General features: G+C 76.0%; 16 protein-coding genes. 2 read left to right on the top strand and 14 right to left on the bottom strand.

What is annotated here, in order from left to right; translation table 11 throughout:
- Positions 1-11 precede the first annotated feature (11 nt).
- The 4 genes from ACWCOM_RS12765 to leuS all read right to left on the bottom strand — a co-directional run bounded on the left by ACWCOM_RS12765 (position 12) and on the right by leuS (position 7,193).
- Positions 12-2,603: a ComEC/Rec2 family competence protein gene (locus ACWCOM_RS12765; protein WP_454549115.1), complete on the bottom strand. Its 2,592-nt coding sequence runs from the start codon at positions 2,601-2,603 to the stop codon at positions 12-14.
- Positions 2,600-3,592 carry a helix-hairpin-helix domain-containing protein gene (locus ACWCOM_RS12760; RefSeq protein ID WP_454549114.1) on the bottom strand — a complete coding sequence of 331 codons (993 nt, stop codon included), beginning with the start codon at positions 3,590-3,592 and terminating at the stop codon, positions 2,600-2,602. Before ACWCOM_RS12760 ends, ACWCOM_RS12765 begins: the two co-directional genes overlap by 4 nt.
- 192 nt (positions 3,593-3,784) lie before the next feature.
- Positions 3,785-4,657, bottom strand: a complete 873-nt coding sequence (locus ACWCOM_RS12755; RefSeq protein ID WP_454549113.1) for a DegV family protein — start codon at positions 4,655-4,657, stop codon at positions 3,785-3,787.
- Positions 4,658-4,700: 43 nt separating this feature from the next.
- Positions 4,701-7,193, bottom strand: coding sequence for a leucine--tRNA ligase (leuS, locus tag ACWCOM_RS12750; protein WP_454549112.1), 2,493 nt, complete (start codon positions 7,191-7,193; stop codon positions 4,701-4,703).
- Between the two features lie 233 nt (positions 7,194-7,426).
- Between leuS and ACWCOM_RS12745 the strand changes: the two genes are divergently transcribed.
- Together ACWCOM_RS12745 and ACWCOM_RS12740 are read left to right on the top strand one after the other, a co-directional pair.
- Entirely contained in the window at positions 7,427-8,539 is a 1,113-nt protein-coding gene (locus ACWCOM_RS12745; protein ID WP_454549111.1) for an alpha/beta fold hydrolase, read from the top strand.
- On the top strand, positions 8,536-9,651 hold the full coding sequence (locus tag ACWCOM_RS12740) for a glycosyltransferase (RefSeq protein ID WP_454549110.1): 1,116 nt from the start codon (positions 8,536-8,538) through the stop codon (positions 9,649-9,651). Before ACWCOM_RS12745 ends, ACWCOM_RS12740 begins: the two co-directional genes overlap by 4 nt.
- Before the next feature lie 40 nt (positions 9,652-9,691).
- Here ACWCOM_RS12740 and ACWCOM_RS12735 read toward each other — a convergent pair whose 3' ends face one another.
- The 10 genes from ACWCOM_RS12735 to carA all read right to left on the bottom strand — a co-directional run bounded on the left by ACWCOM_RS12735 (position 9,692) and on the right by carA (position 23,357).
- Positions 9,692-11,173 (bottom strand): glutamate-cysteine ligase family protein, encoded by a 1,482-nt coding sequence (locus ACWCOM_RS12735; protein ID WP_454549109.1) that lies wholly within the window; start codon positions 11,171-11,173, stop codon positions 9,692-9,694.
- A gap of 238 nt (positions 11,174-11,411) precedes the next feature.
- Positions 11,412-13,526, bottom strand: a complete 2,115-nt coding sequence (locus tag ACWCOM_RS12730; RefSeq protein WP_454549108.1) for a primosomal protein N' — start codon at positions 13,524-13,526, stop codon at positions 11,412-11,414.
- A gap of 2 nt (positions 13,527-13,528) precedes the next feature.
- On the bottom strand, positions 13,529-14,734 hold the full coding sequence (metK, locus tag ACWCOM_RS12725; protein ID WP_454549107.1) for a methionine adenosyltransferase: 1,206 nt from the start codon (positions 14,732-14,734) through the stop codon (positions 13,529-13,531).
- Between the two features lie 99 nt (positions 14,735-14,833).
- On the bottom strand, positions 14,834-16,060 hold the full coding sequence (gene coaBC, locus ACWCOM_RS12720) for a bifunctional phosphopantothenoylcysteine decarboxylase/phosphopantothenate--cysteine ligase CoaBC (protein WP_454549106.1): 1,227 nt from the start codon (positions 16,058-16,060) through the stop codon (positions 14,834-14,836).
- A gap of 34 nt (positions 16,061-16,094) precedes the next feature.
- On the bottom strand, positions 16,095-16,634 hold the full coding sequence (rpoZ, locus tag ACWCOM_RS12715) for a DNA-directed RNA polymerase subunit omega (RefSeq protein ID WP_454549105.1): 540 nt from the start codon (positions 16,632-16,634) through the stop codon (positions 16,095-16,097).
- Between the two features lie 29 nt (positions 16,635-16,663).
- Complete coding sequence (gmk, locus tag ACWCOM_RS12710; protein ID WP_454549104.1) at positions 16,664-17,257, bottom strand: guanylate kinase; 594 nt, start codon at positions 17,255-17,257, stop codon at positions 16,664-16,666.
- Between the two features lie 108 nt (positions 17,258-17,365).
- On the bottom strand, positions 17,366-17,680 hold the full coding sequence (mihF, locus tag ACWCOM_RS12705; protein ID WP_454549103.1) for an integration host factor, actinobacterial type: 315 nt from the start codon (positions 17,678-17,680) through the stop codon (positions 17,366-17,368).
- Positions 17,681-17,862: 182 nt separating this feature from the next.
- The gene (gene pyrF, locus ACWCOM_RS12700; protein ID WP_454549102.1) at positions 17,863-18,795 is read right to left on the bottom strand and encodes an orotidine-5'-phosphate decarboxylase; all 933 of its coding nucleotides are present in this window, start codon (positions 18,793-18,795) and stop codon (positions 17,863-17,865) included.
- Positions 18,788-22,108, bottom strand: a complete 3,321-nt coding sequence (gene carB, locus ACWCOM_RS12695) for a carbamoyl-phosphate synthase large subunit (RefSeq protein ID WP_454549101.1) — start codon at positions 22,106-22,108, stop codon at positions 18,788-18,790. The genes pyrF and carB overlap by 8 nt, the downstream gene beginning before the upstream one ends.
- A 1-nt stretch (position 22,109) precedes the next feature.
- The gene (gene carA, locus ACWCOM_RS12690) at positions 22,110-23,357 is read right to left on the bottom strand and encodes a glutamine-hydrolyzing carbamoyl-phosphate synthase small subunit (RefSeq protein WP_454549100.1); all 1,248 of its coding nucleotides are present in this window, start codon (positions 23,355-23,357) and stop codon (positions 22,110-22,112) included.
- Between the last annotated feature and the right edge of the window lie 8 nt (positions 23,358-23,365).

Genomic DNA, 23,365 nt, shown 5'->3' with positions numbered 1-23,365 from the left:
GTGCCGCCGTGCTAGTCCCCGACGGGCAGCGCGCGCAGCCGGGCGCCCTCCCGCAGCAGGCGCACGCTGCCGTGCTCGTCGGTGCGCACCAGCGGCACCCCGGCGTCCCGCAGGTGGTCCACGATCTGCGGGTGCGGGTGTCCGTAGTCGTTGTCCCGGCCCGCCGAGACCACCGCCAGCGCCGGGGCGGCCGCGTCGATGATCGAGGTCCCGCCGTTGCGGGCGCCGTGGTGGGAGACCTTGAGCACGTCCACGTCCAGCTGCGCCCCGGCGGAGCGCAGCAGCGCCCGGGCCCCCTCCTCCTCCAGGTCGCCGGGGAGCAGCCAGGAGGTCGTGCGCCCGTCCGCCCCGGTGAGCTCGGCCCGCAGCACCAGGGAGGCGTTGTTCTCCTCGGCGGAGGACGCGGTGCCCCACCGGCGCGGGGCGGCCGGCGCCGGGGCCAGGACGGTCAGGTGCACAGCACCCACGGTGCGGGTCTGCCCGGGCGACGGGCGGTGGAGCGCCGTGCCGGGCAGGTCCTCGGCCGGCTCCGGCGGCGGGTCCGGCTCGGCGGTGGCGTACCAGACCTCCCCCGCGCCCCCGAGCCGGGCCACGGCGGCCAGTCCCCCGGTGTGGTCGGCGTGGGCGTGGGTGAGGACCACCAGGTCCAGGTGCTCCACCCCGCTGTCCTCCAGGCACCGCTGCAGCGCCCGCGGGTCCGGGCCCGTGTCCACGAGCACGGCCCGCCCCGGGGCGGTGCGCAGCAGCACGGCGTCGCCCTGCCCCACGTCGCACAGCACCGCCTCCCACGGGGGTGCCGGACGGCGGGACTCCGTGACGGCGCGCAGCACCAGCCCGGCCGGCAGGAGCAGCAGCAGCGCCGCCGCCGCGGTGCGCCACCGTCGCCGTCGGCGGTCGCGGTCCCGCCAGTGCTGCTCCGGCAGCGCCCGAGGCGCCGGTCCCCCGCGCAGGGCGCCGGTCACGGGCCGGGGGCGGCGGCGCCGCACGTCCAGCAGGTGCACGGCCCCCACGGCCGCCGCGCTCACCGCGGCCATCAGCACGACCCCGGGAATTCCGGCCGGCCACGGCGCCAGGGCGCCGGGCGCCGCGGCCAGGGTGCGGGCGATCCCGGCGATCAGCTGCGTGCCCCAGCCGCCCACGGTGAGCGGCAGGACGGCCGCCGCATCCCCGGCCGGCAGGTGGAGCGCCAGCAGCCCCGCGAGCCCGCACACGGTCACCACCGGCACGAGGGGGGCGGCGAGGACGTTGGCGGCCAGGGCGTGGACGGGCACGGCGGGCTGCAGCAGCACGAGCACCGGCGCGCACCACAGCTGGGCCGTGGCCGGGACCGCGACCGTGAGCGCCAGCGCGTCCGGCATCCACCGGCCGAGCCACCGGGTCAGGGGCCGGGCGGTGACGACGATCCCGGCGGTGGCCAGCACCGACAGCACGAAGCCGTACTCCGCGGCGAGACCCGGGTGGAGCACGACGAGGACGAGCACGGCGCCGGAGAGGGTGGCGAGGGACACGGCCGGGCGCCCGGTCAGCAGGCCGAGCGCGGCCAGCCCGCCCATGGTCGCGGCGCGCAGCACGGAGGGGTCGGGCCCCACCAGCAGCACGAAGGCGCCCAGGGCACCGAGGCCGGCGAGCAGGCACGTGCGCCGGCGGGCGCCGAGGGCCAGCGCGGCGTGGCCGGCCAGGGCCGTGACGAGCGCGCAGTTGGCGCCCGAGACGGCGGTCAGGTGGGTGAGCCCGGTGTCCCGCATCGCCTGCTCCAGCTCCGGGCCGAGCGCCGAACGCTCACCGAAGGTCATGCCCGGGAGCAGTCCGGCGGCGTCGGGGCCGAGCCCCGCGGTGCTGAGCACGAAACGTTCGCGCACCCGGTCCCGGGCGGTGGGCGGGGCCGCCGGGAGCACGGTGGGCGGGGCGGCGGCGCGCAGGGTCACGGGCCCCGGACCCGGTTCGCCGTCCGCCACGAGCACCGCGGTGATCCGCCGGCCGGGGGTCAGTGCGGACCAGGCCGGGCCGTCGGCGAAGACGGTCACCCTCGCCTCGGCGGGCCCGGTGCGGCCGCCGTGGGTGAGCTCGAGCAGGGCGAGCTCGAGCACCACGCCGGTGCGGTCCTCACCGGAGGGGGCGGGGGCGGCCCACGGGCGGGGTCCCTCGACCACGGCGGCGGTGACGGACAGGGTCCCTCCGGCGGCCCGGGCCTCGCCCAGGGCGCCGGAGGTGCTGTCGTGCCGGTCGGCGAAGGCGCTGAGCAGCACCGCGGCCGCCGCCAGGGCGCTGAGCGCGAGGCTCGACCAGGGTGGGCCGGGCGGCGCCCGGTCCGGTCGGGCGGCCGCCGGGGCGCGGATTTCCTCCCGGGGCGGGCCGGCGCGGACGAGGACGGCCCGGACGGGCCCGGACCGGAGGAGGGCGGCGAGCAGGGCCAGCGCGGCGAGGTAGCCGGCCGCGGCGGCCGCGGTGGCCGCCGGGGACAGGTGGGTGCCGAGCAGTCCGGTGAGCCAGGCGCCCAGGGCGGCGGGGACGAGCCGCAGGTCGCACGTGCGGCCCGGGGCCCGGGCGTCGCGGTGCTCCTGGTGCTCCAGGGCCCGTGCCCAGCGGGCGGCGGGAGTCCTCACACGGTCACCAGCGGGAGGAGGGCCTCCAGCAGGGTGGGGCCGATGCCGGGGACGGCGTCGAGATCGGTCGCGGCGGTGAAGCCGCCGTGCTGGTCGCGGAACTCCACGATGCGTTCGGCCAGCACCGGACCGACCCGGGGCAGGGCCTCGAGCTCCGCGGCGGTGGCCGTGTTCAGGTCCAGGGCGGGGCCGGGGACCGCGGCACCGGCGCCGCCGGCGGCGCCCGCCCCGCCCGCCGCGGGAACGGTCGGCGCGGGTGGCGCCGCGCTGTCGTCCGGGACGAGCACCTGCTGGCCGTCGGTCAGCGGCGCGGCGAGGTTCACCGTGTCCGCCGCGGCGTCCGTCAGCCCGCCCGCGGCCTCGACCGCGTCCACCACCCGCGCGCCGGGCGCGAGCTCCACCACACCCGGCCGGGCCACCTCCCCGGCGACGTGCACGTGCAGGGACCCGTGGCCCCCGGGGACGGAGGAGGCGGCGGGCCCCCCGTCGCTCCCGGGAGAGGGGTCGGCCACGGGGGCGGGGCCGGCCGCGGACGGCGTGGGGGCCTCGGAGACCTCGAGGTCGGCGAGGGCGGTCTCCCCGCCCGTCCCGGGGTCGTCGGTGCCGAGGACGGCCCAGCCGAGCCCGGCCACCCCGGCGGCCGCGAGCACGAGCAGGGACCGCGGGACCCGGGTCCGGGCGGAGGTCTCCCAGCGGTGGGCGGGGTCCGGGCGGGCGGTCGCGTCCGCCGCGCGCCGGCCGGGCTGCGCCGCTTCCCCGCCGGCGCCCGCAGCAGTGCCGGCACCCGCCTCACGGCCCGCACCTGCCGCACGGCCCGCGGCGGACCGGCCCGGCGTGCCGGTCCTCCCTCCCGGGCCGGCCCCGTCCGTGTCGTCGGCGCCGCGCCCCGGCGCGGGGCGCGGTGCGGGCGCGGCCTCGGCGAGGAGCGCGGCCAGCCGCTCGGCCGGCAGCCCCGGCGGTCCGGACGGGGCCGGTCCGGACGGGGCCACCGGCGGGACCGGATCGGACGGGGCCGGATCGGGTGGGTCGGAGGGTGGGAGGAGGGGCGTGCGGTCTCGGCCGCGGGGCACGGTGCCGGTCATGGCTCCAGCCCACCCCGGCCGGACGGCGCGCGGGGCCCGTCGTGGGCCGGGTGGGGATCGGCGGCGGCGGGCCGGCGCCTGGGGAGGGCGGGTGCCGGCTCAGCTCCGGGCGCGGACCGGAGAGCCCTGCACGACCGCCGCGCGGGCGCCGGGGCCGACGTGCGCGGCCAGCACCGGCGGCAGCGGGGAGACGACCAGGACCGCGTCCGGCCGGTGGGCCCGGACCACGGCCGCGCCCAGGGCGCGCGCCCCGTCCTCGTCGCCTAGGTGGTGCACGACCAGCACGGGCTCCGCGCGGGGAGAGGCGGCCAGCGCCTCCCCCACGAGCGCCGGGAACCGCGCCCTCGCCCGGGCCGGGGTCCGGGGCCGCTCCACGGCCACGAGCCGGCCGCCGTCGACGGTGAGCAGCGGCTGGACTCCCGGCACCGCGCCCGGCACCGCCGGGCCGGGGGCGATCCGCCCGCCCCGGCGCAGGCTCTCCAGGGACGGCACCCACAGCAGCAGCGGGTGGTCCCGGGCGCCGTCCCGCGCCGCGGCGGCGACCTCCTCCGGCCCGGCCCCGGTCCCGGCGGCGTGCCACGCCGTCTGCACCCCGAAGCCCTGGGCCATGGCCACGGTCCGGGAGTCGACGACCGTCACCGGCACGTCCACGGCCCGGCCCGCGAGCCGGGCGGAGTCCGCCGTCCCGGACAGCTCCCCGGACAGGTGCACGGAGACGATCCCCTCGTACCCGTCCTCCTGCAGACGGCGGTAGACGGCCCGGAACCGTCCCGGCGAGGGCCGCGAGGTCGTGACCGGGCGTCCCTCGGCCAGGGCCAGCAGCAGCGCCGCCGGCACGCCGTCGTGCTCCCCGGACCCGCCGGCGTCGGGACGCCCGTCGACCGTGACGGGCATCCCGACCATCTCGAGCCCGCCCGCCCGCCCGGCGGCCCGCCGCCACGCGGGCGGCAGCGCGGCGGCGTCGTCGGTCACGACCGCGATCCGCCGGCCGGGGCTGCGCACGGGCGAGGCCCGCTCAGGCCACGATGTTCACCAGCTTGGGCGCGCGCACGATCACCTTGCGGATCTCGGCGTCGCCCAGCTGGCGGCGGATCGTCTCGGAGGCCAGGGCGAGCTCGCGCAGGGCGTCCTCGGCGATGTCCGCGGGGACCTCGAGCCGGTCCCGGACCTTGCCCTTGATCTGCACCACGGCGGTCACGGTGTCGTCCACCAGCAGGTCCGGGTCCACCGCGGGCCAGCCGGCCACGACGACGGAGCCCTCGTGGCCCAGGGTGTGCCACATGTCCTCGGCGGTGTACGGGGCCACGAGGGAGAGCACGACCGCGACGGCCTCGACGGCCTCCCGCACGGCCGGGTCCGCCGGACCGCAGCCGGAGTCGATGGCCTTGCGGACCACGTTGACGAGCTCCATGGTCTTGGCCACGACCACGTTGAACTTCCCCGCGTCCAGCAGCTGCGCCGCGTCGTCCACGGCCCGGTGGGCGGCACGGCGCACGCCCCGGTCCCCGGCGGCCGGGTCCGCGCCGGGCGCGCTGGTCACGTCCTGGGCCAGGCGCCAGGCCCGGGCCAGGAACTTCTGGGAGCCCTGCGGGGACACGTCCGCCCAGTCCACGTCGTCCTCGGGCGGGGAGGCGAAGACCATGGTCAGCCGCACGGCGTCCACGCCGAACTCGTCCAGCTGCTCCCCCAGGTCCACGCCGTTGCCCAGGGACTTGGACATCGCCTTGCCCCCGTTGAGCACCTGGCCCTGGTTCAGCAGCGCCTTGAACGGCTCGGTGAAGTCCACGAGGCCGAGGTCGAACAGGACCTTGGTGAAGAACCGGGAGTAGAGCAGGTGCAGGATCGCGTGCTCCACCCCGCCCACGTACTGGTCCACGGGCAGCCACCTGCGGGTCTGCTCCGGGTCGAACGCCGCGTCCTCGTCGTTGGGGGACGCGAACCGCAGGTAGTACCAGGAGGAGTCCACGAACGTGTCCATGGTGTCGGTGTCGCGCAGGGCGGGTCCGCCGCAGGCGGGGCACTCGACGTTGACCCAGTCCTCGGCCGCGGCCAGCGGGGAGCGGCCCTTGGGCGCGAGCTGCTCCCCGCGCAGGTCGTCGGGCAGGCGCACGGGCAGCTGCTCCTCGGGCACGGGCACCTCCCCGCAGGCCGGGCAGTGCACGATCGGGATGGGCGCGCCCCAGAAGCGCTGCCGGGACAGCAGCCAGTCGCGCAGCCGGAAGTTGACCTGCCGGTTGCCGGTGCCGGCGGCCTCCACGATGCCGATGGCCCGTTCGATGGCCTGCGCCTTCTCCAGCCCGTCCAGCTCGCCGGAGTTGATCAGGGTGCCCTCGCCGGTGGTGGCGACCCCGGTCACGGCCGGGTCCTCCTCGCCGGTGTCCAGGACCGCGCGCACGGGCAGGTCGAAGGTGCGGGCGAAGTCGAGGTCGCGCTGGTCGTGGGCGGGCACGGCCATGATCGCGCCGGTGCCGTAGTCGGCCAGCACGTAGTCGGCGGCCCACACGGGCAGCTTCTCCCCCGTCAGCGGGTTGACGGCGTGCCGGCCCAGGAACACCCCGGTCTTCTGCCGGTCGGTGGCCTGGCGCTCGATGTCCGAGAGCGCCTTGACCTGCTCGCGGTAGGCGGCCAGCTCCTCGGCGTGCTCCGGGGCGACGATCTCCCCGGCCAGCTCGGCGTCGGCGGCGACCACGAAGAACGTGGCGCCGTGGAGGGTGTCGGGGCGGGTCGTGAACACGGTGACCTCGCGGTCGGCCCCGTCCTGGCCGGCGCCCTCGATCGCGAAGCGCACGTGGGCGCCCTCCGAGCGGCCGATCCAGTTGCGCTGCATGGCCAGCACCCGCTCGGGCCAGTGGCCCTCCAGCGCGGCCATGTCGTCGAGCAGCCGGTCGGCGTAGTCGGTGATCTTGAAGTACCACTGGTTCAGGGCCTTCTTCGTCACCGGGGTGCCGCAGCGCTCGCACGCGCCGTTGACGACCTGCTCGTTGGCCAGCACGGTCAGGTCCTTGGGGCACCAGTTGACCGGGGAGTTCTTCCGGTAGGCCAGGCCCTTGGCGTGGAACTGCAGGAACAGCCACTGCGTCCACCGGTAGTACTCGGGGTCGGAGGTGTGGATCTCCCGGCTCCAGTCCGCGCTGATGGCGTAGCGCTGGAACGAGGCCTTCTGCGTCTCGATGTTGGCGTAGGTCCACTCCGCCGGGTGCGCGTCGCGCTTGATGGCGGCGTTCTCGGCCGGCAGCCCGAAGGAGTCCCAGCCGATCGGGTGCAGCACGTCGTAGCCGCGCTGGCGCCAGTACCGGGCCACGACGTCGCCCATGGCGAACGCCTCGGCGTGGCCCATGTGCAGGTCCCCCGAGGGGTACGGGAACATGTCGAGCACGTAGCGCCGCTCCCGGGAGCCGTCGTCGAGCGGCTCGTAGACCTTCTGCTCCGCCCAGAACGACGGCCACGCCGCCTCGATGGCGCGGAAGTCGTAGCCGGTGCTCTCGGTCGTGTGCTGCTGTTCGGTCACGGTCCTCGCCTTCGCGGTGGTGGACCGCCGCCGGCCCCGGAGCGGGCGGCGGGCGGTCGCGTGGGCGCACCCGGGCATCACAGGGGCCCGGCGGTGCGCCGACGGTGGTGGAATCCGTCCCATCCTAGCCCAGCGGCCCCCGCGCCCGGCCCGCGAGCGCCCGTGCGCAGCCGCTAGCATCGACAGCGGGCCGGGGCGCACCGGGTGCTCGCGGGCCCCTGAGGGAGGACGTCATGGCGGCTGGGACCGGCGCGCGGGAGGCGGGGCCGGGCGAGGGGGTGCCGGGCAGCGCGGTGGAGAACCCGTACGCGGAGCGGCGCAGCGTGGTGCTGGACGGGTACAAGGTGCGCTACTGGTTCTACGACGTGGACCGGGCGCCCAAGCCGCTGCTGGTGATGGTGCACGGGTTCCGGGGCGACCACCACGGGCTGCAGCTGCTGGCCGACCGGCTGCGCTCGCGGTACCACGTGGTGGTGCCGGACCTGCCGGGGTTCGGGCGCTCGGAGCGCTTCCCGGACCGGCGTCACGACGTGGCGGGGTACGTGGAGTTCCTGCGCCGCTTCGTGGCGGAGCTCACCGGCGGGGCGGTGCGCGACGGCGGGGCGGTGGGCGACGGCGGGGCGGTGGGCGACGGCGGGGGCCGGCGCGGCATCGTGGTGCTGGGGCACTCGTTCGGGTCGGTGGTGGCCGCCCACTTCGCCGCGGCGCACCCGGGCATGGTGGAGCGGCTGGTGCTGGTCAACCCGATCTGCGAGCCGGCGCTGGAGGGCGGGCAGGCGCTGCTGAGCCGGCTGACGGTGGGCTACTACCGGCTGGGGCGGGTGCTGCCGCGGCGGCTGGGGCGGCGGCTGCTGTCGAGCTGGTGGGTGACGGACGCGATGACGTCGGTGATGACCACGTCGCAGGACCCGCGGGTGCGCGGCTACGTGCGCCACCAGCACCGGGCCTACTTCTCGGCGTTCGCGGACCGGGACGTGCTGCTGGAGGCCTACGAGGCGTCGGTCTCGCACACGGTGGCGGAGGTGGCCATGCAGCTGGCGATGCCGACCCTGCTGGTGGTGGGGGCGGAGGACCCGCTGGGGTCCGTGGCGGCGCAGCGGCGGATGGCCTCGTGGGTGCCCCGGCACCGGCTGGAGGTGCTGGCGGGCGTGGGCCACCTCGTGCACTACGAGGCGCCGGCGCGCACGGCGGAGCTGGTCCACGAGTTCCTGTCCTCCCCGGCCCCGGAGCCGGTGGCGCTGCACGAGCAGCTGCCGGCGGCGGACGTGGCGGCCCCGCAGACCGGGCCGTTCACCGCGCCTCTGACGGGGCTGCAGCGGGTCGTGCGTCGGGGGCGGCGCCGGTGAGGCTGCTGATGGACGCCCGCTACACGCGGATCGGGCGGCACGACGGGATCAGCCGCTACGGGGCCGGGCTGATCGAGGCGATGGCCGGGCTGGCGGGGGGCGCGGCGGACCTGGAGCTGGCGATGCTGGTGAGCGATCCGCGGCAGCTGGCGATGCTGCCGGAGGTCCCGCACGTGCGGGGGCCCTCCCCGGTCTCCGCCGCGGAGGCGGCCACGGCGCTGGTGCTGAACCGGTACGCGCCGGACGTGGTGTTCTCGCCCATGCAGACCATGGGCTCGGCGGGCCGGCGGCACGGGCTGGTCCTGACCCTGCACGACCTCATCTACTACGACCACCCCACCCCGCCGGGAGACCTCCCCGCGGTGGTGCGGGCGGGCTGGCGGGCCTACCACCGGGCGTGGTGGCCGCAGCGGGTGCTGCTGGACCGCGCCGACGCCGTGGTCACCGTCTCGCGGACCACGCGGGAGCTGATGGCCGCCCATCGGCTCACCCGGCGTCCGGTGCACGTGGTGCCCAACGCCGCCCCGCCCGGTGCGGTGCTGTCCCCGGGGCAGGCCCTGGCGCGGCTGCCGCGGCGGGAACGGCTGCTGCTCTACATGGGGTCGTTCCTGCCCTACAAGAACGTGGAGACCCTGGTGCGCGCGGCGGGGCGGCTGCCGGGGCACGAGCTGCACCTGCTCTCGCGCATCTCCCCCGCCCGGCGGGCGCAGCTGGAGGCCCTGGTCCCGGCGGGGGCGCGCGTGGTGTTCCACGACGGGGTGGACGAGGCGGAGTACGCCGCGCTGCTGGGGCGGGCGGCGGCGCTGCTGACGGCGTCGCGGGCCGAGGGCTACGGGCTGCCGGTGGTCGAGGCGATGGCGGCCGGGACGCCGGTGGTGTGCAGCGACCTGCCGATCTTCCGGGAGGTCGCCGGGGAGGCCGCCGCCTACGCCGCCCCCGACGACGACGCCGGCTTCGCCGCGGCGGTGCGGGCGCTGGAGGACCCGGCCCGGGCCCGGGCGCAGGTGCTGGCCGGGCTGGAGCGGGCCGGGGCCTGGTCCTGGGCGGACTCCGCGCGGGAGCTGCTGGCCGTGGCCCGGGACGTGCACGAGCGGCGCTCCGCCCGCCGGTGAGCGGGGCGCGCCCCGGCCGGGCCCGTCCCGGCGGCCGGGCTCAGGGCAGCGGCCAGGTGTGCACGGGGTCGTTGTCGGCCATGTGCCGGGCGTAGTGGGCGAGCATGTCGCGCAGCGCGGTGGGCCGGTCGGCGCCGCGGGCCTCGAGGCGCCGGACCGCCTGCGTCTGCCAGGTCGCCCCGTTGACCCCGGCCACGCACCGGGCCTCCACGATGCCGAGGTAGCGCTCCCGGACCTCCGGGGCCACGCCCCACTCCTCCAGGCCCTGGTGCGCCAGGGGCAGCAGGTGGCGCAGCACGAGCTCGTCGACGCTCAGCTCCCCGAAGCCGGGCCAGTACAGGCGGGCGTCGATGCCGTCCCGGGCGGCGCGCTCGAAGTTCTCCGCACAGGCGGCGAAGCTCATCCGCGTCCACACCGGGCGCTCCTGCCGGGCCAGGACGCGCACCGCCCCGTAGTAGAACGCGGCGTTGGCCAGCACGTCGGCGATCGTCGGTCCGGCCGGCAGCACCCGGTTCTCCACCCGCAGGTGCGGCACGCCGCCGACGACGTCGTAGATCGGGCGGTTCCACCGGTAGACCGTCCCGTTGTGCAGCCGCAGCTCGGCCAGGCGCGGGGCCCGTCCCGCCGCCAGCTCGGCGGCGGGGTCCTCGTCGGAGCAGTCGGCCAGCAGCGCCGGGAAGTACCGGACGTTCTCCTCGAACAGGTCGAAGATCGAGGTGATCCAGCGCTCGCCGAAGAACACCCGCGGCCGCACCCCCTGGTTCTTCAGCTCGACCGGCCGGGTGTCGGTGGCCTGCTGGAACAGCGCGATCCGGGTCTCCGCGTGCAGGCGCCGGCCGAAGAAGAACGGGCTGTTCGCGGCGAGGGCGACCTGCACCGCGGAGAGCGCCTGCGCGGCGTTCCAGTGGGCGGCGAAGTCTGTGGGGGCGACCTGCAGGTGCAGCTGGACGCTGGTGCACGCCGACTCGGGGGCGATCGAGTCGCAGTAGGCGTCCAGCCGCTCCCCGTCGGGTCCGTCCAGGTCCAGGCGGATGTCCTCGCCGCGGGCCACGAAGATCGAGTCGTTGAGCGCGCTGTAGCGGTTGTTGGCGCTGATCCACTCCCGTTCGTAGTGCTCCGGCCGCAGCGTCGGGAGGATCCCGATGGCCATGATCCGCGAGCCGGTCTCCCGGGCGCGGGCGTCGGCGGCGTTGAGCGAGGCGCGCAGCTCCTCCTCGAGCTCGAGCGCGGCCCGGCCGGGCAGCGGGCGCGGGGGCACGTTGAGCTCGATGTTGTAGCGGGCGAGCTCGGTCTGGTAGCCGGGGTCGGCGATCGCGGCGAGGACCTCGGCGTTGTGGAAGGACGGCTCGAAGTGCTCGTCGACGAGGTTCAGCTCGATCTCCAGCCCCGTCATGGGCCGGTCGAACTCGAAGGAGCTGCGGTGCAGCATGAGCTCGAACACGTCGAGGTCCTGCCGCACCTTCTCCCGGTAGCGCTGGCGCTCGTCGCGCGTGTAGCTGCGGGACCGGACCTCTTCTCCCACGGTGACCTCCCCGGTCGACGACGGCGGCGGCGCCGCCGCTCGGTCCCACCCCACCACACCGGCGGGCGCAGGCCAAGACCCCCGGGGCCGTGGCGGCCCGGACGCCGGGAACGGGCCGGTGCCGGTCCGGGCGGCGGGAGCGCTCCGGGGAGCCGGCCGGCGCCGGAGCGGGCCCGGGCCCGCGGGTGGGGTTCGGACGGGCACGGGCCGCAGGCGGTCCCGGGCGGTGCGCGCCCGGCTAGAGCAGGTCGGTGACGTCGCAGCGCACGTGCACCGGCGGGTGCTTGCGCAGCGCGGAGGCCTGCGCCCGGACCGCGCGCAGCCGCCGGGTCACCTCCGCGGCCACGCCGTAGCCGAAGAACAGCAGCGCCCGGTGCGGGGCCGGCTCCCCGTCCGGGCCGGGCCCGTGGTCCTCCAGCGGGGCGGGCCCGATCACGCGCACCGCCGGCGGCAGCCCGAGCTCGGCCAGGAACGCCGCGACCGCCGCCGCCGGGCCCGTCAGCGCCGCCGAGCGCACCGCCGGGGGCAGCCCGAGGGCCTGGCGCTCCACCAGCTCGCGCTCGGCGTACCCGGCCGGGTCCCAGCGCACGAACGCCCCCACGGCGCTCTCGTGCTCGGCGGTGACCACCACGACCCCGCCGTCCCGGGCCCGGCGCACCAGCGCCGCGGCGTTGCACCACCGGCGCAGCGTCTGCTCCGCCGCGCGCAGCGCCGGACGCATCAGCATCTGGTTGCCGTCCAGCAGCAGCGCCGCCGCGTAGCCGCCCTCCGCCACCGGCTCCGCCCCCGGGGTGGCCACCACCAGGGCCGGGCTGCCCGGCACCTCCGCGCGCACCGCCTCCCCCGAGGACGCCACGACCGGCACCTGGGGAAAGGCCCGCCCCAGCTCCTCCGCGGTGCGCAGCGCCCCGACGGTGACCAGGCGCATCCGCCGGGACCCGCACGCGGCGCAGGCCCAGGAGTGCGCCGAGCGCCCGCACCACCCGCAGCGGGGCACCCCGCGCCGGGACACCACCCCGAGCGGGCCGTCGCAGGCGGTGCACCGGGCCGGCTCGCGGCAGCGCTCGCAGGCCAGGTGGGGGGCGTAGCCGGCGCGGGCCACCTGCACCAGGACGGGGCCCCGCTCCAGCCCCTCCCGGGCCGCCCGGTAGGCCGCCTCGGGCAGCCGGGCGCGGGACGCCAGCGGGTCCCGGGCGGCGTGGTAGGAGTCGGCGGTCGAGACGATCCGCGGCATGTGCACCCGCAGCGCCTCCCGGGCGGGGGCCAGCCGCCGGGCCCAGCCGGAGACCACCAGCCGCTGGGCCTCGGGGCTGACGGCGTGCCCGGCGAAGAGGGCCGCGCACCCGCTGCGCCCGGCCCGCAGCAGCAGCACGTCGCGCACGTGCTGGTAGGGGGCGCGCTGCTCCACGAGGTTCTCGTCGCCGTCGTCGAAGCAGGCCACGAGGCCGAGGTCGTCCACGGGCGCGTAGGCGGCGGAGCGGGTGCCCAAGACCACCCGGACCTGGCCGGTGGCGGCGGCGAGGAACGCCCGGTAGCGCGGGGTGGGCCCGTCCTCCGCGTGCAGGCGCACCAGGTGCTCGGCCCCGATCTCGTCCACGACCGAGCGCTCCAGCCGGGCCAGCGCCTTCTGGTCGGCCACGACCGCCACCGCCCCGCGGCCGGCCCGCCAGGCGGCGCCGATCGCGGCGGCCAGCACGTCCGTCCAGTCGTGGGCGGGGTGGGCGGGCAGCACCTCCACGACGGCGCGCGGGGCGCCCCCGGCGCCGAGCTCGGCCAGGAACTCGGGCCCGCCCGCGTAGTCGGCCAGGGCGGCGTCGTGGGAGGGCCCGGGCACGTGCGGGGACAGGCCGGTCGAGTGCCCCGGCGCCTCGGCCAGGCGCTGCTCGACCTCCTTCTCCACCCGGGCCACCCGCGGCGGGACCGCCAGCCGCACGACGTCGGCCGTGCTGCCGGCCGCGCGCGCGGCGACGTCCTCGGCGAGCCGGGCGATCCCGGGGCTCAGCACGGGCAGCGGGGACAGCACCCGGCGCAGGGGCTGGATCCGGGCCATCACCTCGGAGTCGGCGACCCGCTCGAGCACGTAGCCGGTCAGCTCCTGGCCCGCGAAGCCGACCTTGACCCGGGCCCCGGGCACGGCCGTGTCCGCCAGCTCGGCGGGCACGGCGTAGTCGAAGGGCCGGTCCAGGTGCGGGACGTGGGTGTCCAGCAGCACCCGCGCCACGGGGTCGGGATCGGCCAGCAACGCCGCGCCCACGCCCTTGGTGTCCGGGCGCGGCGGGCGCGGCGGGAAGCCCGAGAGGAGCGACAGCTGCCGCGGGGCCTCCGCGGCGGCCCCGGCGTCCTCCCGGGTCATGCTCAGAGCCCGGCGGCCGACCGCAGGTCCGCGACGCGGTCGGTGCGCTCCCAGGTGAACTCGGGCTCGGTGCGCCCGAAGTGCCCGTGCGCGGCGGTGCGCGCGTAGATCGGGCGCTTGAGGTCGAGGTCCTCGATGATCGCCAGCGGGCGCAGGTCGAAGACCTCGTGCACCGCCCGCTCGATCCGCAGCGGGTCGACGTGCTCGGTGCCGAAGGTCTCCACGTAGAGCCCCACCGGGGCGGCCCGCCCGATGGCGTAGGCCACCTGCACCTCCACGCGGTCGGCGAGACCCGCGGCCACGACGTTCTTCGCGACCCAGCGCATCGCGTAGGCCGCGGAGCGGTCGACCTTCGAGGGGTCCTTGCCGGAGAAGGCCCCGCCGCCGTGGCGGGCCATCCCCCCGTAGGTGTCCACGATGATCTTGCGCCCGGTCAGCCCGGCGTCGCCCACCGGACCGCCGCGCACGAAGTTGCCGGCCGGGTTGATGATCAGCTGGGTCGCGGACAGGTCCAGGCCGGTCTCCTCGAGCACGGGCCCGATCACGCACTGGCGCAGGTCCGAGGCCAGCTGGCCGAGGTCGTAGCCCTCCACGTGCTGGGCGGAGACCACCACGGTGTCCACCGCGACCGGGCGGTGGCCGTCGTAGCCGAGGGTGACCTGGGTCTTGCCGTCGGGGCGCAGACCGGGCAGCACCGCGCTCTTGCGGACCCGGGTGAGCTGCTCGGACAGGCGGTGGGCGATGAAGATCGGCGCGGGCATCAGCACCTCGGTCTCGTCGGAGGCGTAGCCGAACATGATGCCCTGGTCCCCGGCGCCCTGGGCGTCGCGGGCGTCGCGGGCGGTGCCCTCACGGACCTCGAGGGACTGGAAGACGCCCTCGTAGATCTCCGGCGACTGCTCGCCCACGCTGATGGACACCCCGCAGAACTCCCCGTCGAAGCCGTGCACCGAGGAGTTGTAGCCGATGTCCAGCAGCGTCTTGCGCACCACGTTGGGGATCTCCACGTAGCCGCGGGTCTTCACCTCCCCGGCCACGTGCACCAGCCCGGTGGTCACCATCGTCTCGACCGCCACGGAGGACTCCGGGTCCTGGCGCAGCAGGTCGTCGAGGATCGAGTCGCTGATCTGGTCGCAGATCTTGTCGGGGTGGCCCTCCGTGACGGACTCGGAGGTGAACAGTCTCAGGTGCTGGGTCGTCTCGCTCACGGGAGACCACACTACCGTCCGCCCCGGACGGCACAGCCCGGACCGCACGGCCCGGACGCCCCGCCCCGCCGGGACACGGCGGGGCGGGGCGCGGGCGGGTCAGCCGCGGACCCCGGCCAGCTCCTGCGCGATCCGCTGCACGAGACCGCGGGCGACCTCGTCCTTCGGGCCCTCGAGCACCTGCTCCGGGCCCCCGGCGGCGCTGAGCACCGTGAGGCTGGTGGTGTCCTGGCCGAAGACGAGGTTCTCGCCCACGTGGTTGACGGCCAGCAGGTCGCAGCCCTTGCGCGCGAGCTTCCAGCGCCCGAACGTCAGCGGGTCGGTCTCGGCGTCGCCGGTCTCGGCGGCGAAGCCCACGAGCAGCTGGCGGCGCCGGGCGGTGTTGCGCAGGTCCACGAGCTCGCGCAGGACGTCGGGGTTGCGCACCAGCTGGAGCACCGGGTCGGAGCCGTCCTCGGCCTTCTTCAGCTTCGCGTCGGCCACCCGGGCCGGGCGGTAGTCGGCCACCGCGGCGGCCATCACGACCACGTCGGCCCGCGCGGCCGCCCGCACGCAGGCCCGGCGCAGCTGCTCGGCGGTCCCGGCGGCCACGACCTCCACCCCGGCCGGGACCGGGGTCTCGAGGTGGGCGGCCACCAGGGTCACCTCCGCCCCGGCGTCGCGGGCGGCGGCGGCGATCGCCACGCCCTGCTTGCCGGAGGAGCGGTTGCCGAGGAAGCGGACCGGGTCCAGCGGCTCGCGGGTGCCCCCGGCGCTGACGAGCACCCGGGCTCCCGCCAGCGGCCCGTCGGGGGCCGGCCCGCGCCCGGCCAGGCGCAGGGCGGCGGCGTGGATGTCCTCCGGCTCGGGCAGCCGGCCGGGCCCGGAGTCCGCCCCGGTCAGCCGGCCCACGGCGGGCTCCAGGACGGTGTGCCCGTGGGCGCGCAGGGTCGCCACGTTGGCCCGCACGGCGGGGTTGAGCCACATCTCGGTGTGCATCGCCGGGGCGAAGAGCACCGGGGCCCGGGTGGCCAGCAGCGTGGTGGTCAGCAGGTCGTCGGCCAGGCCGTGCGCCGCGCGCGCGAGCAGGTCGGCGGTCGCGGGGGCGACGACGACGAGGTCGGCGCTCTGCCCCTGGTGGACGTGGTTGACCTCGTCCACCCGCTCGAACACCCCCGTGCTGACGCGCTGGCCGGACAGGGCCTCCCAGGTGGGGGCGCCCACGAACCGCAGCGCGGACTCGGTGGGCACGGGCACGACCGTGTGGCCGCCCTCCGTGAACAGCCGCAGCAGCAGCGCGGCCTTGTAGGCGGCGATGCCCCCGCCGATGCCGAGGACGACCTTCACGCCGTGCCGCCCCGCCGGACGGGCCGGGGACGGCTCACAGGTCCCGCAGGTCCCCGGGCTCGCGCCCCGGCTCCTCCGGGGCGGCGTCGGCGGCGTCACCGGCGCCGTTGACCGGGTTGTCCTCGCCGCTGCCGGGCAGGTCGCCCAGCGGCTCGAGCGGGGTGCCGGAGTCCGCCGCGGAGAAGTCCACGGTCGCCTCGTCGGAGAACGCCGCCCCGGCGGAGAAGTCGTCCTCCGTGCCCTGGGCGAAGAAGTCGGCGCCGAAGACGTCGGCGGCGAGGTCCGCCTCCGTGGTGAGCTGGCCGTTCTCGGCGAAGCCGGCGTGCTCGACCGGGCGGCCCTCGATCAGGCCCGCGTCGATCTCGCGGAAGGAGATGGACAGCGGCTTCTCGTTGAGCTGGGTGTCGACGAGCGGACCGACGTACTCGAACAGCCCCTCGTGCAGCTGCGAGTAGTAGGCATTGATCTGCCGGGCCCGCCGGGCGCCGAAGATCACGAGCCCGTACTTGGAGTCGGACTTCTTCAGCAGGGCGTCGATCGGCGGGTTGATGATGCCTTCGGTGTGGGTAGACAAGCTGTTGCTCCAAACGCGGTGGACGGGTGTCAGGATGCCTGCTCGGGGTCGGCCCCCATGAGCTGCACGAGTTCGGCGGCGGCCCGCTCGACGCTGTCGTTGACGACGGTGTGGTCGAACTCCGGCTCTGCCGCGAGCTCCAGTTTAGCGGTTTCGAGCCGGACCCGCTGTTCCTCGGGCGTCTCGGTGCCCCGGCCGACCAGCCGGGCCACCATCTCGTCCCAGCTGGGCGGGGCCAGGAACACGAAGGTGGCCTCCGGCATGGTGCTGCGGACCTGGCGCGCCCCCTGCAGGTCGATCTCCAGCAGCACGCTCCGCCCGCCCGCCAGCGCCTCCTCCACGCTGGAGCGCAGCGTGCCGTAGCGGTGGGAGTTGTGCACCACCGCCCACTCGAGCAGCTGCCCGTCGCGCTCGAGGGCGTCGAACTGCTCGTTCGAGACGAAGAAGTAGTGCACCCCGTCGACCTCCCCCGGGCGCGGAGCGCGGGTGGTCGCCGACACGGACAGCCACACCTGCGGGTAGTGGTCCCGGACGTAGGTCGAGACCGTGCCCTTGCCCACCGCCGTGGGTCCGGCGAGCACGGTCAGGGACGGGCGCGCGGGACGGGGCGCGTCGGCAGTCACGGGAAACCTCCTGGGAACGGGGTGGGGAACACCCCAATCTACCGGATCGCGCCCGTCCCCCCGCGCCCGTCCCCCCGCGCCCGTCCCCCGGCCGCCCGCCGGGCGGGCTCAGCGGTCGAGGTACTCGATGAGCGCCCGGCGCTGGTGCACGCCGAGCCCGCGCAGCCGCCGGGTGCGGGCGATGCCGATCTCCTCCATGATGGCGGCCGAGCGGACCTTCCCGATCCCCGGGGTGGACTCGAGCAGGTCCGAGACCTTCAGCCGGCTCACCGCCTCCTCCTGGTCGGCCCGCTCGAGGATCTGGGCCACCGTGGTCCGGCGTTCGCGCAGGCCCTTCTTGACGTCGGCGCGCACCGTGCGCGCCTGGGTGGCCTTCTCCCGCGCGGCGGCTCGCTCCTCGTCGGTCAGCGGACGCAGTGCCATGTGGTTCCTCCTCGTCGCCACGGACTGCAGCCTCCGTCCCGCAGCAGGACGGCCAGCCCGTTTGCTAAAGAAACTACATGATTATCAATCCATCGCAAGACGACACGACCGTGGCGTGACCAGGGGTGTCGCCCCCTCCGCCCCCGCCGCGGGGCGCGCCGGGGGCGGAGGGGCGCCGCCGCTCAGCCCAGGGCCGCCGCCAGCTCGCCCGCGGAGCGCTCGACGGCCTCCCGCAGGGCGGGCACGGCCGGGCCGCGGCCCAGGATCGCCCGGCTCGAGGTCGCCAGGACCTGCCCGGCGGCGGCGCCGAACACCGCCGGGAGGTCCTCGGCGCGGGCGCCCTGGGCCCCGTAGCCGGGGGCCAGCAGCGGACCGCGGAGCCCGGCCAGGTCGATGCCCAGCTCCGCCAGGGCGTCGCCGACCGTGGCGCCCACGACCAGCCCGCACGGGCCCAGCGCGGCCCGGCCCGCCGCGGCGGGGTCCGTTCCGGGGTCGCCCCCGGGGCCCGCGCCGTCGAGCACCCGGGCGTTCTCCGCCGCGGCCGCCGAGCACACGGCCCGGGCCACGGACCCGGCGCCCCCGACGTGCTGCACGGAGCGGCCCTCCGGGTTGGAGGTGAGCGCGAGCACGAACGTGCCGCGGCCCGTGCGCGCGGCCAGGTCCAGGGCCGGGCGCAGCGACTCGAAGCCGAGGTAGGGGCTGAGCGTCACGGCGTCCGCCGCGAGCGGGGACCCGTCCTCCAGCCACGCGGCGGCGTAGGCCTCCATCGTGGAGCCGATGTCCCCGCGCTTGGCGTCGGCCACCGTGAGCAGCCCCGCGGCGCGGGCCTGGCCCAGCAGCTCCTCGAGCACGGCGAAGCCGGCCGCCCCGTAGGACTCGTACAGGGCCACCTGCGGCTTCACGGCCGCGGCCCGGCCGGCGGCGGCCTCGAGCACCGTCAGGGAGAAGCGGCGCAGCCCCTCCGCGGTGCGGGGCAGCCCCCACGCCGCGAGCAGCCCCGGGTGCGGGTCGATGCCCACGCACAGCGGGCCGTGGGCGTCCATCGCCCGGGCCAGCCGCGCCCCGAACGGGGCGCGGCCGGGCGCCGGGAGCCGCGCGCCCGGGTGCTCAGGCACCGACGACCTCGGGCTGGACCGGGGCGGTGAGGGCGTGCAGCCGCTGCTCGTGCTCCTGCAGGCTGGTCACGTCCCACGCGTAGGACCGCAGCGCCGTGACCGCCTGGAGGGCGGCCCCGAGCACGGAGACGGTCGTCATCAGCGGGATGCCCACGCTCGTGGCCGCCGCCCGGATCTCGTAGCCGTCGCCGCGCGCGGCGCCGCCGGCGGGGGTGTTGAAGATCAGGTCGATCTCCCCGTCCCCGATGAGGTCCACGATGGTGCGCTCCCCGGGGGCCGTCTCGCTGATCTTGCGGACCACGGTGGACTCGATGCCGTTGCGCCGCAGCACCTGCGCCGTGCCGCTGGTGGCCAGGATCTCGAAGCCGAGGTCGCGGAACATCCGCACGTAGGCGATCGAGGAGCGCTTGTCCTTGTTCGCCACGGAGACGAACATCCGCCCCGACGTCGGCAGGGACACGTTGGCCCCGGCCTGCGCCTTGGCGAAGGCCGTGTCGAAGTACTTGTCCAGGCCCATGACCTCGCCGGTGGAGCGCATCTCCGGCCCGAGCAGGGAGTCCACCACGGCGCCCTCGGCGGTGCGGAACCGGGCGAAGGGCAGCACGGCCTCCTTCACGGCCACCGGGGCCGAGGCCGGCAGGGTGGACCCGTCCAGCCGCTCCGGCAGGTGCCCCCCGGCGCGCAGCTCGGCGACGGTCGTGCCGGTGCCGATCAGGGCGGCGGCCTTGGCCAGCTGCACGCCCGTGGCCTTGGAGACGAACGGGACCGTGCGGGAGGCGCGCGGGTTGGCCTCGATGACGTAGAGGACGTCGGAGGCCACGGCGAACTGGATGTTGATGAGCCCGCGCACGCCCACACCCCGGGCGATGGCCAGGGTGGCCTCGCGCACCCGGGCCACGACGTCCGGGCCCAGCGTGATCGAGGGCAGGGTGCACGCGGAGTCCCCGGAGTGGATCCCGGCCTCCTCGATGTGCTCCATGACGCCGCCGACGTAGAGCTCCTCGCCGTCGTAGAGGGCGTCCACGTCGATCTCGATCGCGTCCTCGAGGAACTTGTCGATCAGCGCGGGCCGGGCGGAGGAGACCTCCGTGGCGTTCTGCAGGTACCGGGCCAGGGCCGGCTCGTCGTAGACGATCTCCATGCCGCGCCCGCCGAGCACGTAGGAGGGGCGCACGAGCACCGGGTAGCCGATCTCGTCGGCGATCCGCTTGGCGTCCTCGAACGTCGAGGCGGTGCCGTTCTTCGGCTGGCGCAGCCCGGCCTCCGCGAGCACCCGGGCGAACTCGCCGCGGTCCTCGGCCAGGTCGATGGCCTCCGGGGTGGTGCCCAGGATGGGCACGCCCGCGGCCTTGAGCTGGGCGGCCAGCTTCAGCGGGGTCTGCCCGCCCAGCTGCACGAACACCCCGAGCAGTCCGCCGGTGCGCCGCTCGGTCTCCACGACCTCCATGACGTCCTCGAAGGTCAGCGGCTCGAAGTACAGCCGGGTGGAGACGTCGTAGTCGGTGGAGACGGTCTCCGGGTTGCAGTTGACCATCACCGTCTCGTGCCCGGCGGCGCGCAGGGCCATCGAGGCGTGCACGCAGGAGTAGTCGAACTCGATGCCCTGCCCGATCCGGTTCGGGCCCGAGCCCAGGATCATGATCGAGGGCTGCTCGTGCCGGCCGACCTCCGACTCCTCGTCGTAGGAGGAGTAGTGGTAGGGGGTGAACGCCTCGAACTCCGCCGCGCAGGTGTCCACGGTCTTGAACACCGGGCGGATGCCCAGGGCGTGGCGCACCCCGCGGACCACGGCCTCGTCCAGGTGGGCCAGCTCGCCGATCTGCCCGTCGGAGAAGCCGTGCCGCTTGGCCAGGCGCAGGGTGCGCTCGCTCAGGTCGCCGTCCTCGACCACCGCGGCGGCGACCTCGTTGAGCAGCACCAGCTGGTCGAGGAACCAGGGGTCGATGCCGGTGGCCTCGTAGAGCCGCTCCACGGACGCCCCGGCCAGCAGCGCCTGCTGGACCTGCCGGATCCGCTCGGTGGTCGGGGTGCGGGCGGCCTCGACCAGGCGGTCCAGGCCGGCGGCGTCGAGCTCGGGGCGCACGAAGGAGAACGCGGAGCCCTTCTGCTCCAGGGAGCGCATGGCCTTCTGCAGGGCCTCGGTGAAGTTGCGTCCGATCGCCATGGCCTCGCCCACCGACTTCATGGTGGTCGTCAGCGTGGGGTCCGCCGCGGGGAACTTCTCGAACGCGAAGCGGGGGACCTTCACGACGACGTAGTCCAGCGTCGGCTCGAAGGACGCCGGGGTCTTGCGGGTGATGTCGTTGGGGATCTCGTCCAGGGTGTAGCCCAGCGACAGCTTCGTGGCGATCTTGGCGATCGGGAAGCCGGTGGCCTTGGAGGCCAGGGCCGAGGAGCGGGAGACCCGCGGGTTCATCTCGATGACCACCACGCGGCCGGTGTCCGGCTCGATCGCGAACTGGATGTTGCACCCGCCGGTGTCCACCCCCACCTCGCGGATCACGGCGATCGCGATGTCGCGCAGGTTCTGGTACTCCCGGTCGGTCAGCGTCATGGCCGGGGCCACGGTGATGGAGTCGCCGGTGTGCACGCCCACGGGGTCGAAGTTCTCGATGGAGCACACGACCACGACGTTGTCGTGCTTGTCGCGCATCATCTCCAGCTCGTACTCCTTCCAGCCGAGGATGGACTCCTCCAGGAGCACCTCGGAGGTGGGGCTGTACTGGATGCCGGCGCCGGCGATGCGGTGCAGGTCCTCCTCGTCGTAGGCCATGCCCGAGCCGAGCCCGCCCATGGTGAAGGACGGGCGCACGACCATGGGGTAGCCGAGCTCGTCGGCCGCGGCGAGGGCCTCGGCCATCGAGTGCACGATGACCGAGCGGGCGGACTCGGCGCCGCAGCGCTCCACGACGCCCTTGAACTTCTCGCGGTCCTCGCCGAGGTTGATCGCCTCGACGTTGGCGCCGATCAGCTCGACCCCGTACTTCTCGAGCACGCCGTTGGCGTCGAGGGCGATCGCGGTGTTCAGCGCGGTCTGCCCGCCGAGGGTCGGCAGCAGCGCGTCCGGGCGCTCCTTGGCGATGATCTTCTCGACCACCTCCGGGGTGATCGGCTCCACGTAGGTCGCGTCGGCGAACTCCGGGTCGGTCATGATGGTCGCCGGGTTGGAGTTCACGAGGATGACCCGCAGGCCCTCCTCCCGGAGCACCCGCAGCGCCTGCGTGCCCGAGTAGTCGAACTCCGCGGCCTGGCCGATGACGATCGGCCCCGAGCCGATCACCAGAACGCTGTTCAGATCTGTCCTGCGCGGCATCTCAGTGCTGCCCTTCCGTGCTGGCGTCCCGGTCCGGCCGCGCGCCCTGCGCGCCGCCGGGGACGGCGTTGTCGATGGTCGGGTCGGCGCGGCCGTCCCGGTGGCTGTCCATGAGCTCGATGAACCGGCCGAAGAGGTAGGAGGCGTCGTGCGGGCCGGCGGCGGCCTCGGGGTGGTACTGCACCGAGAACGCCGGCAGGTCGCGGCAGTTCAGGCCCTCCACCACGTCGTCGTTGAGGCACACGTGGCTGACCTCCACGCGCCCGAACTCCTCCAGCGGCGCCGTGACCGGGCCCTCGAGCGGGGCGTCCACGGCGAAGCCGTGGTTGTGCGCGGTGATCTCCACGCGTCCGGTCCAGCGGTCGAGCACCGGCTGGTTGATCCCGCGGTGGCCGAAGGCGAGCTTGTAGGTGCCGAAGCCCAGGGCCCGGCCCAGCAGCTGGTTGCCGAAGCAGATGCCGAAGAACGGGATCCCGGCGCGCAGCACCTGGCGCAGGGTCTCCACCTGCCGCTCGGCGGTGGCCGGGTCGCCGGGGCCGTTGGAGAAGAACACCCCGCGCGGGCCCAGGGCCCGGATCTGCTCGAAGGTGGTGTCCGCCGGCACCACGTGCACGCGCACGCCCCGCTCGGCGAACCGGTGCGGGGTCATGGACTTGATGCCGAGGTCCACGGCCACGAGCTCGTGCCGGACCTCCCCCTCCCAGCCGTGCTCGGCGGGCTCCACCACGTAGGCCTCCGCCACCGAGACGGTCTCGGCGAGGCGGCGCCCCTCCATCCGCTCGGCGGCGGCGACCGCGGCCACGAGCTCGGCCTCGGGCCGGCGGGCGGCGTCCCCGGAGAAGATGCCGCCGCGCATGGCGCCGCGGTCGCGCAGGTGGCGGGTGACCGCCCGGGTGTCGACGTCCTGGATGCCGACGACGCCCTGGCCGCGCAGCTGCTCGTCGAGGGAGCCCTCGGCGCGCCAGTTCGACGGGCGGCGGGCGGCGTCGCGGACCACGTAGCCGGACACCCAGATCCGGCGGGACTCGGCGTCGGCGGCGTTGACGCCGGTGTTGCCGATGTGCGGGGCGGTCTGCACGACCAGCTGGCCGGCGTAGGAGGGGTCGGTGATGGTCTCCTGGTAACCGGTCATGCCGGTGGAGAAGACCGCCTCGCCGAGGGCGGTGCCGAGGGCGCCGTAGGCGCGGCCGCGGAAGACGCGGCCGTCCTCCAGCACCAGTACGGCGGGTTCGGTGGTGATCGAGCTCAAGGTCGTCC

This window comes from Kocuria sp. KH4 (assembly GCF_053711175.1).
This window is presented reverse-complemented; position numbering and strand designations above follow the sequence as displayed.

Coding starts and splice junctions, on each gene's coding strand:
- ACWCOM_RS12745 (WP_454549111.1), top strand. CDS start 7,427: ATGGCGGCTGGGACCGGCGCGCGGGAGGCGGGGCCGGGCGAGGGGGTG.
- ACWCOM_RS12730 (WP_454549108.1), bottom strand. CDS start 13,526: ATGACCCGGGAGGACGCCGGGGCCGCCGCGGAGGCCCCGCGGCAGCTG.
- mihF (WP_454549103.1), bottom strand. CDS start 17,680: ATGGCACTGCGTCCGCTGACCGACGAGGAGCGAGCCGCCGCGCGGGAG.
- carB (WP_454549101.1), bottom strand. CDS start 22,108: ATGCCGCGCAGGACAGATCTGAACAGCGTTCTGGTGATCGGCTCGGGG.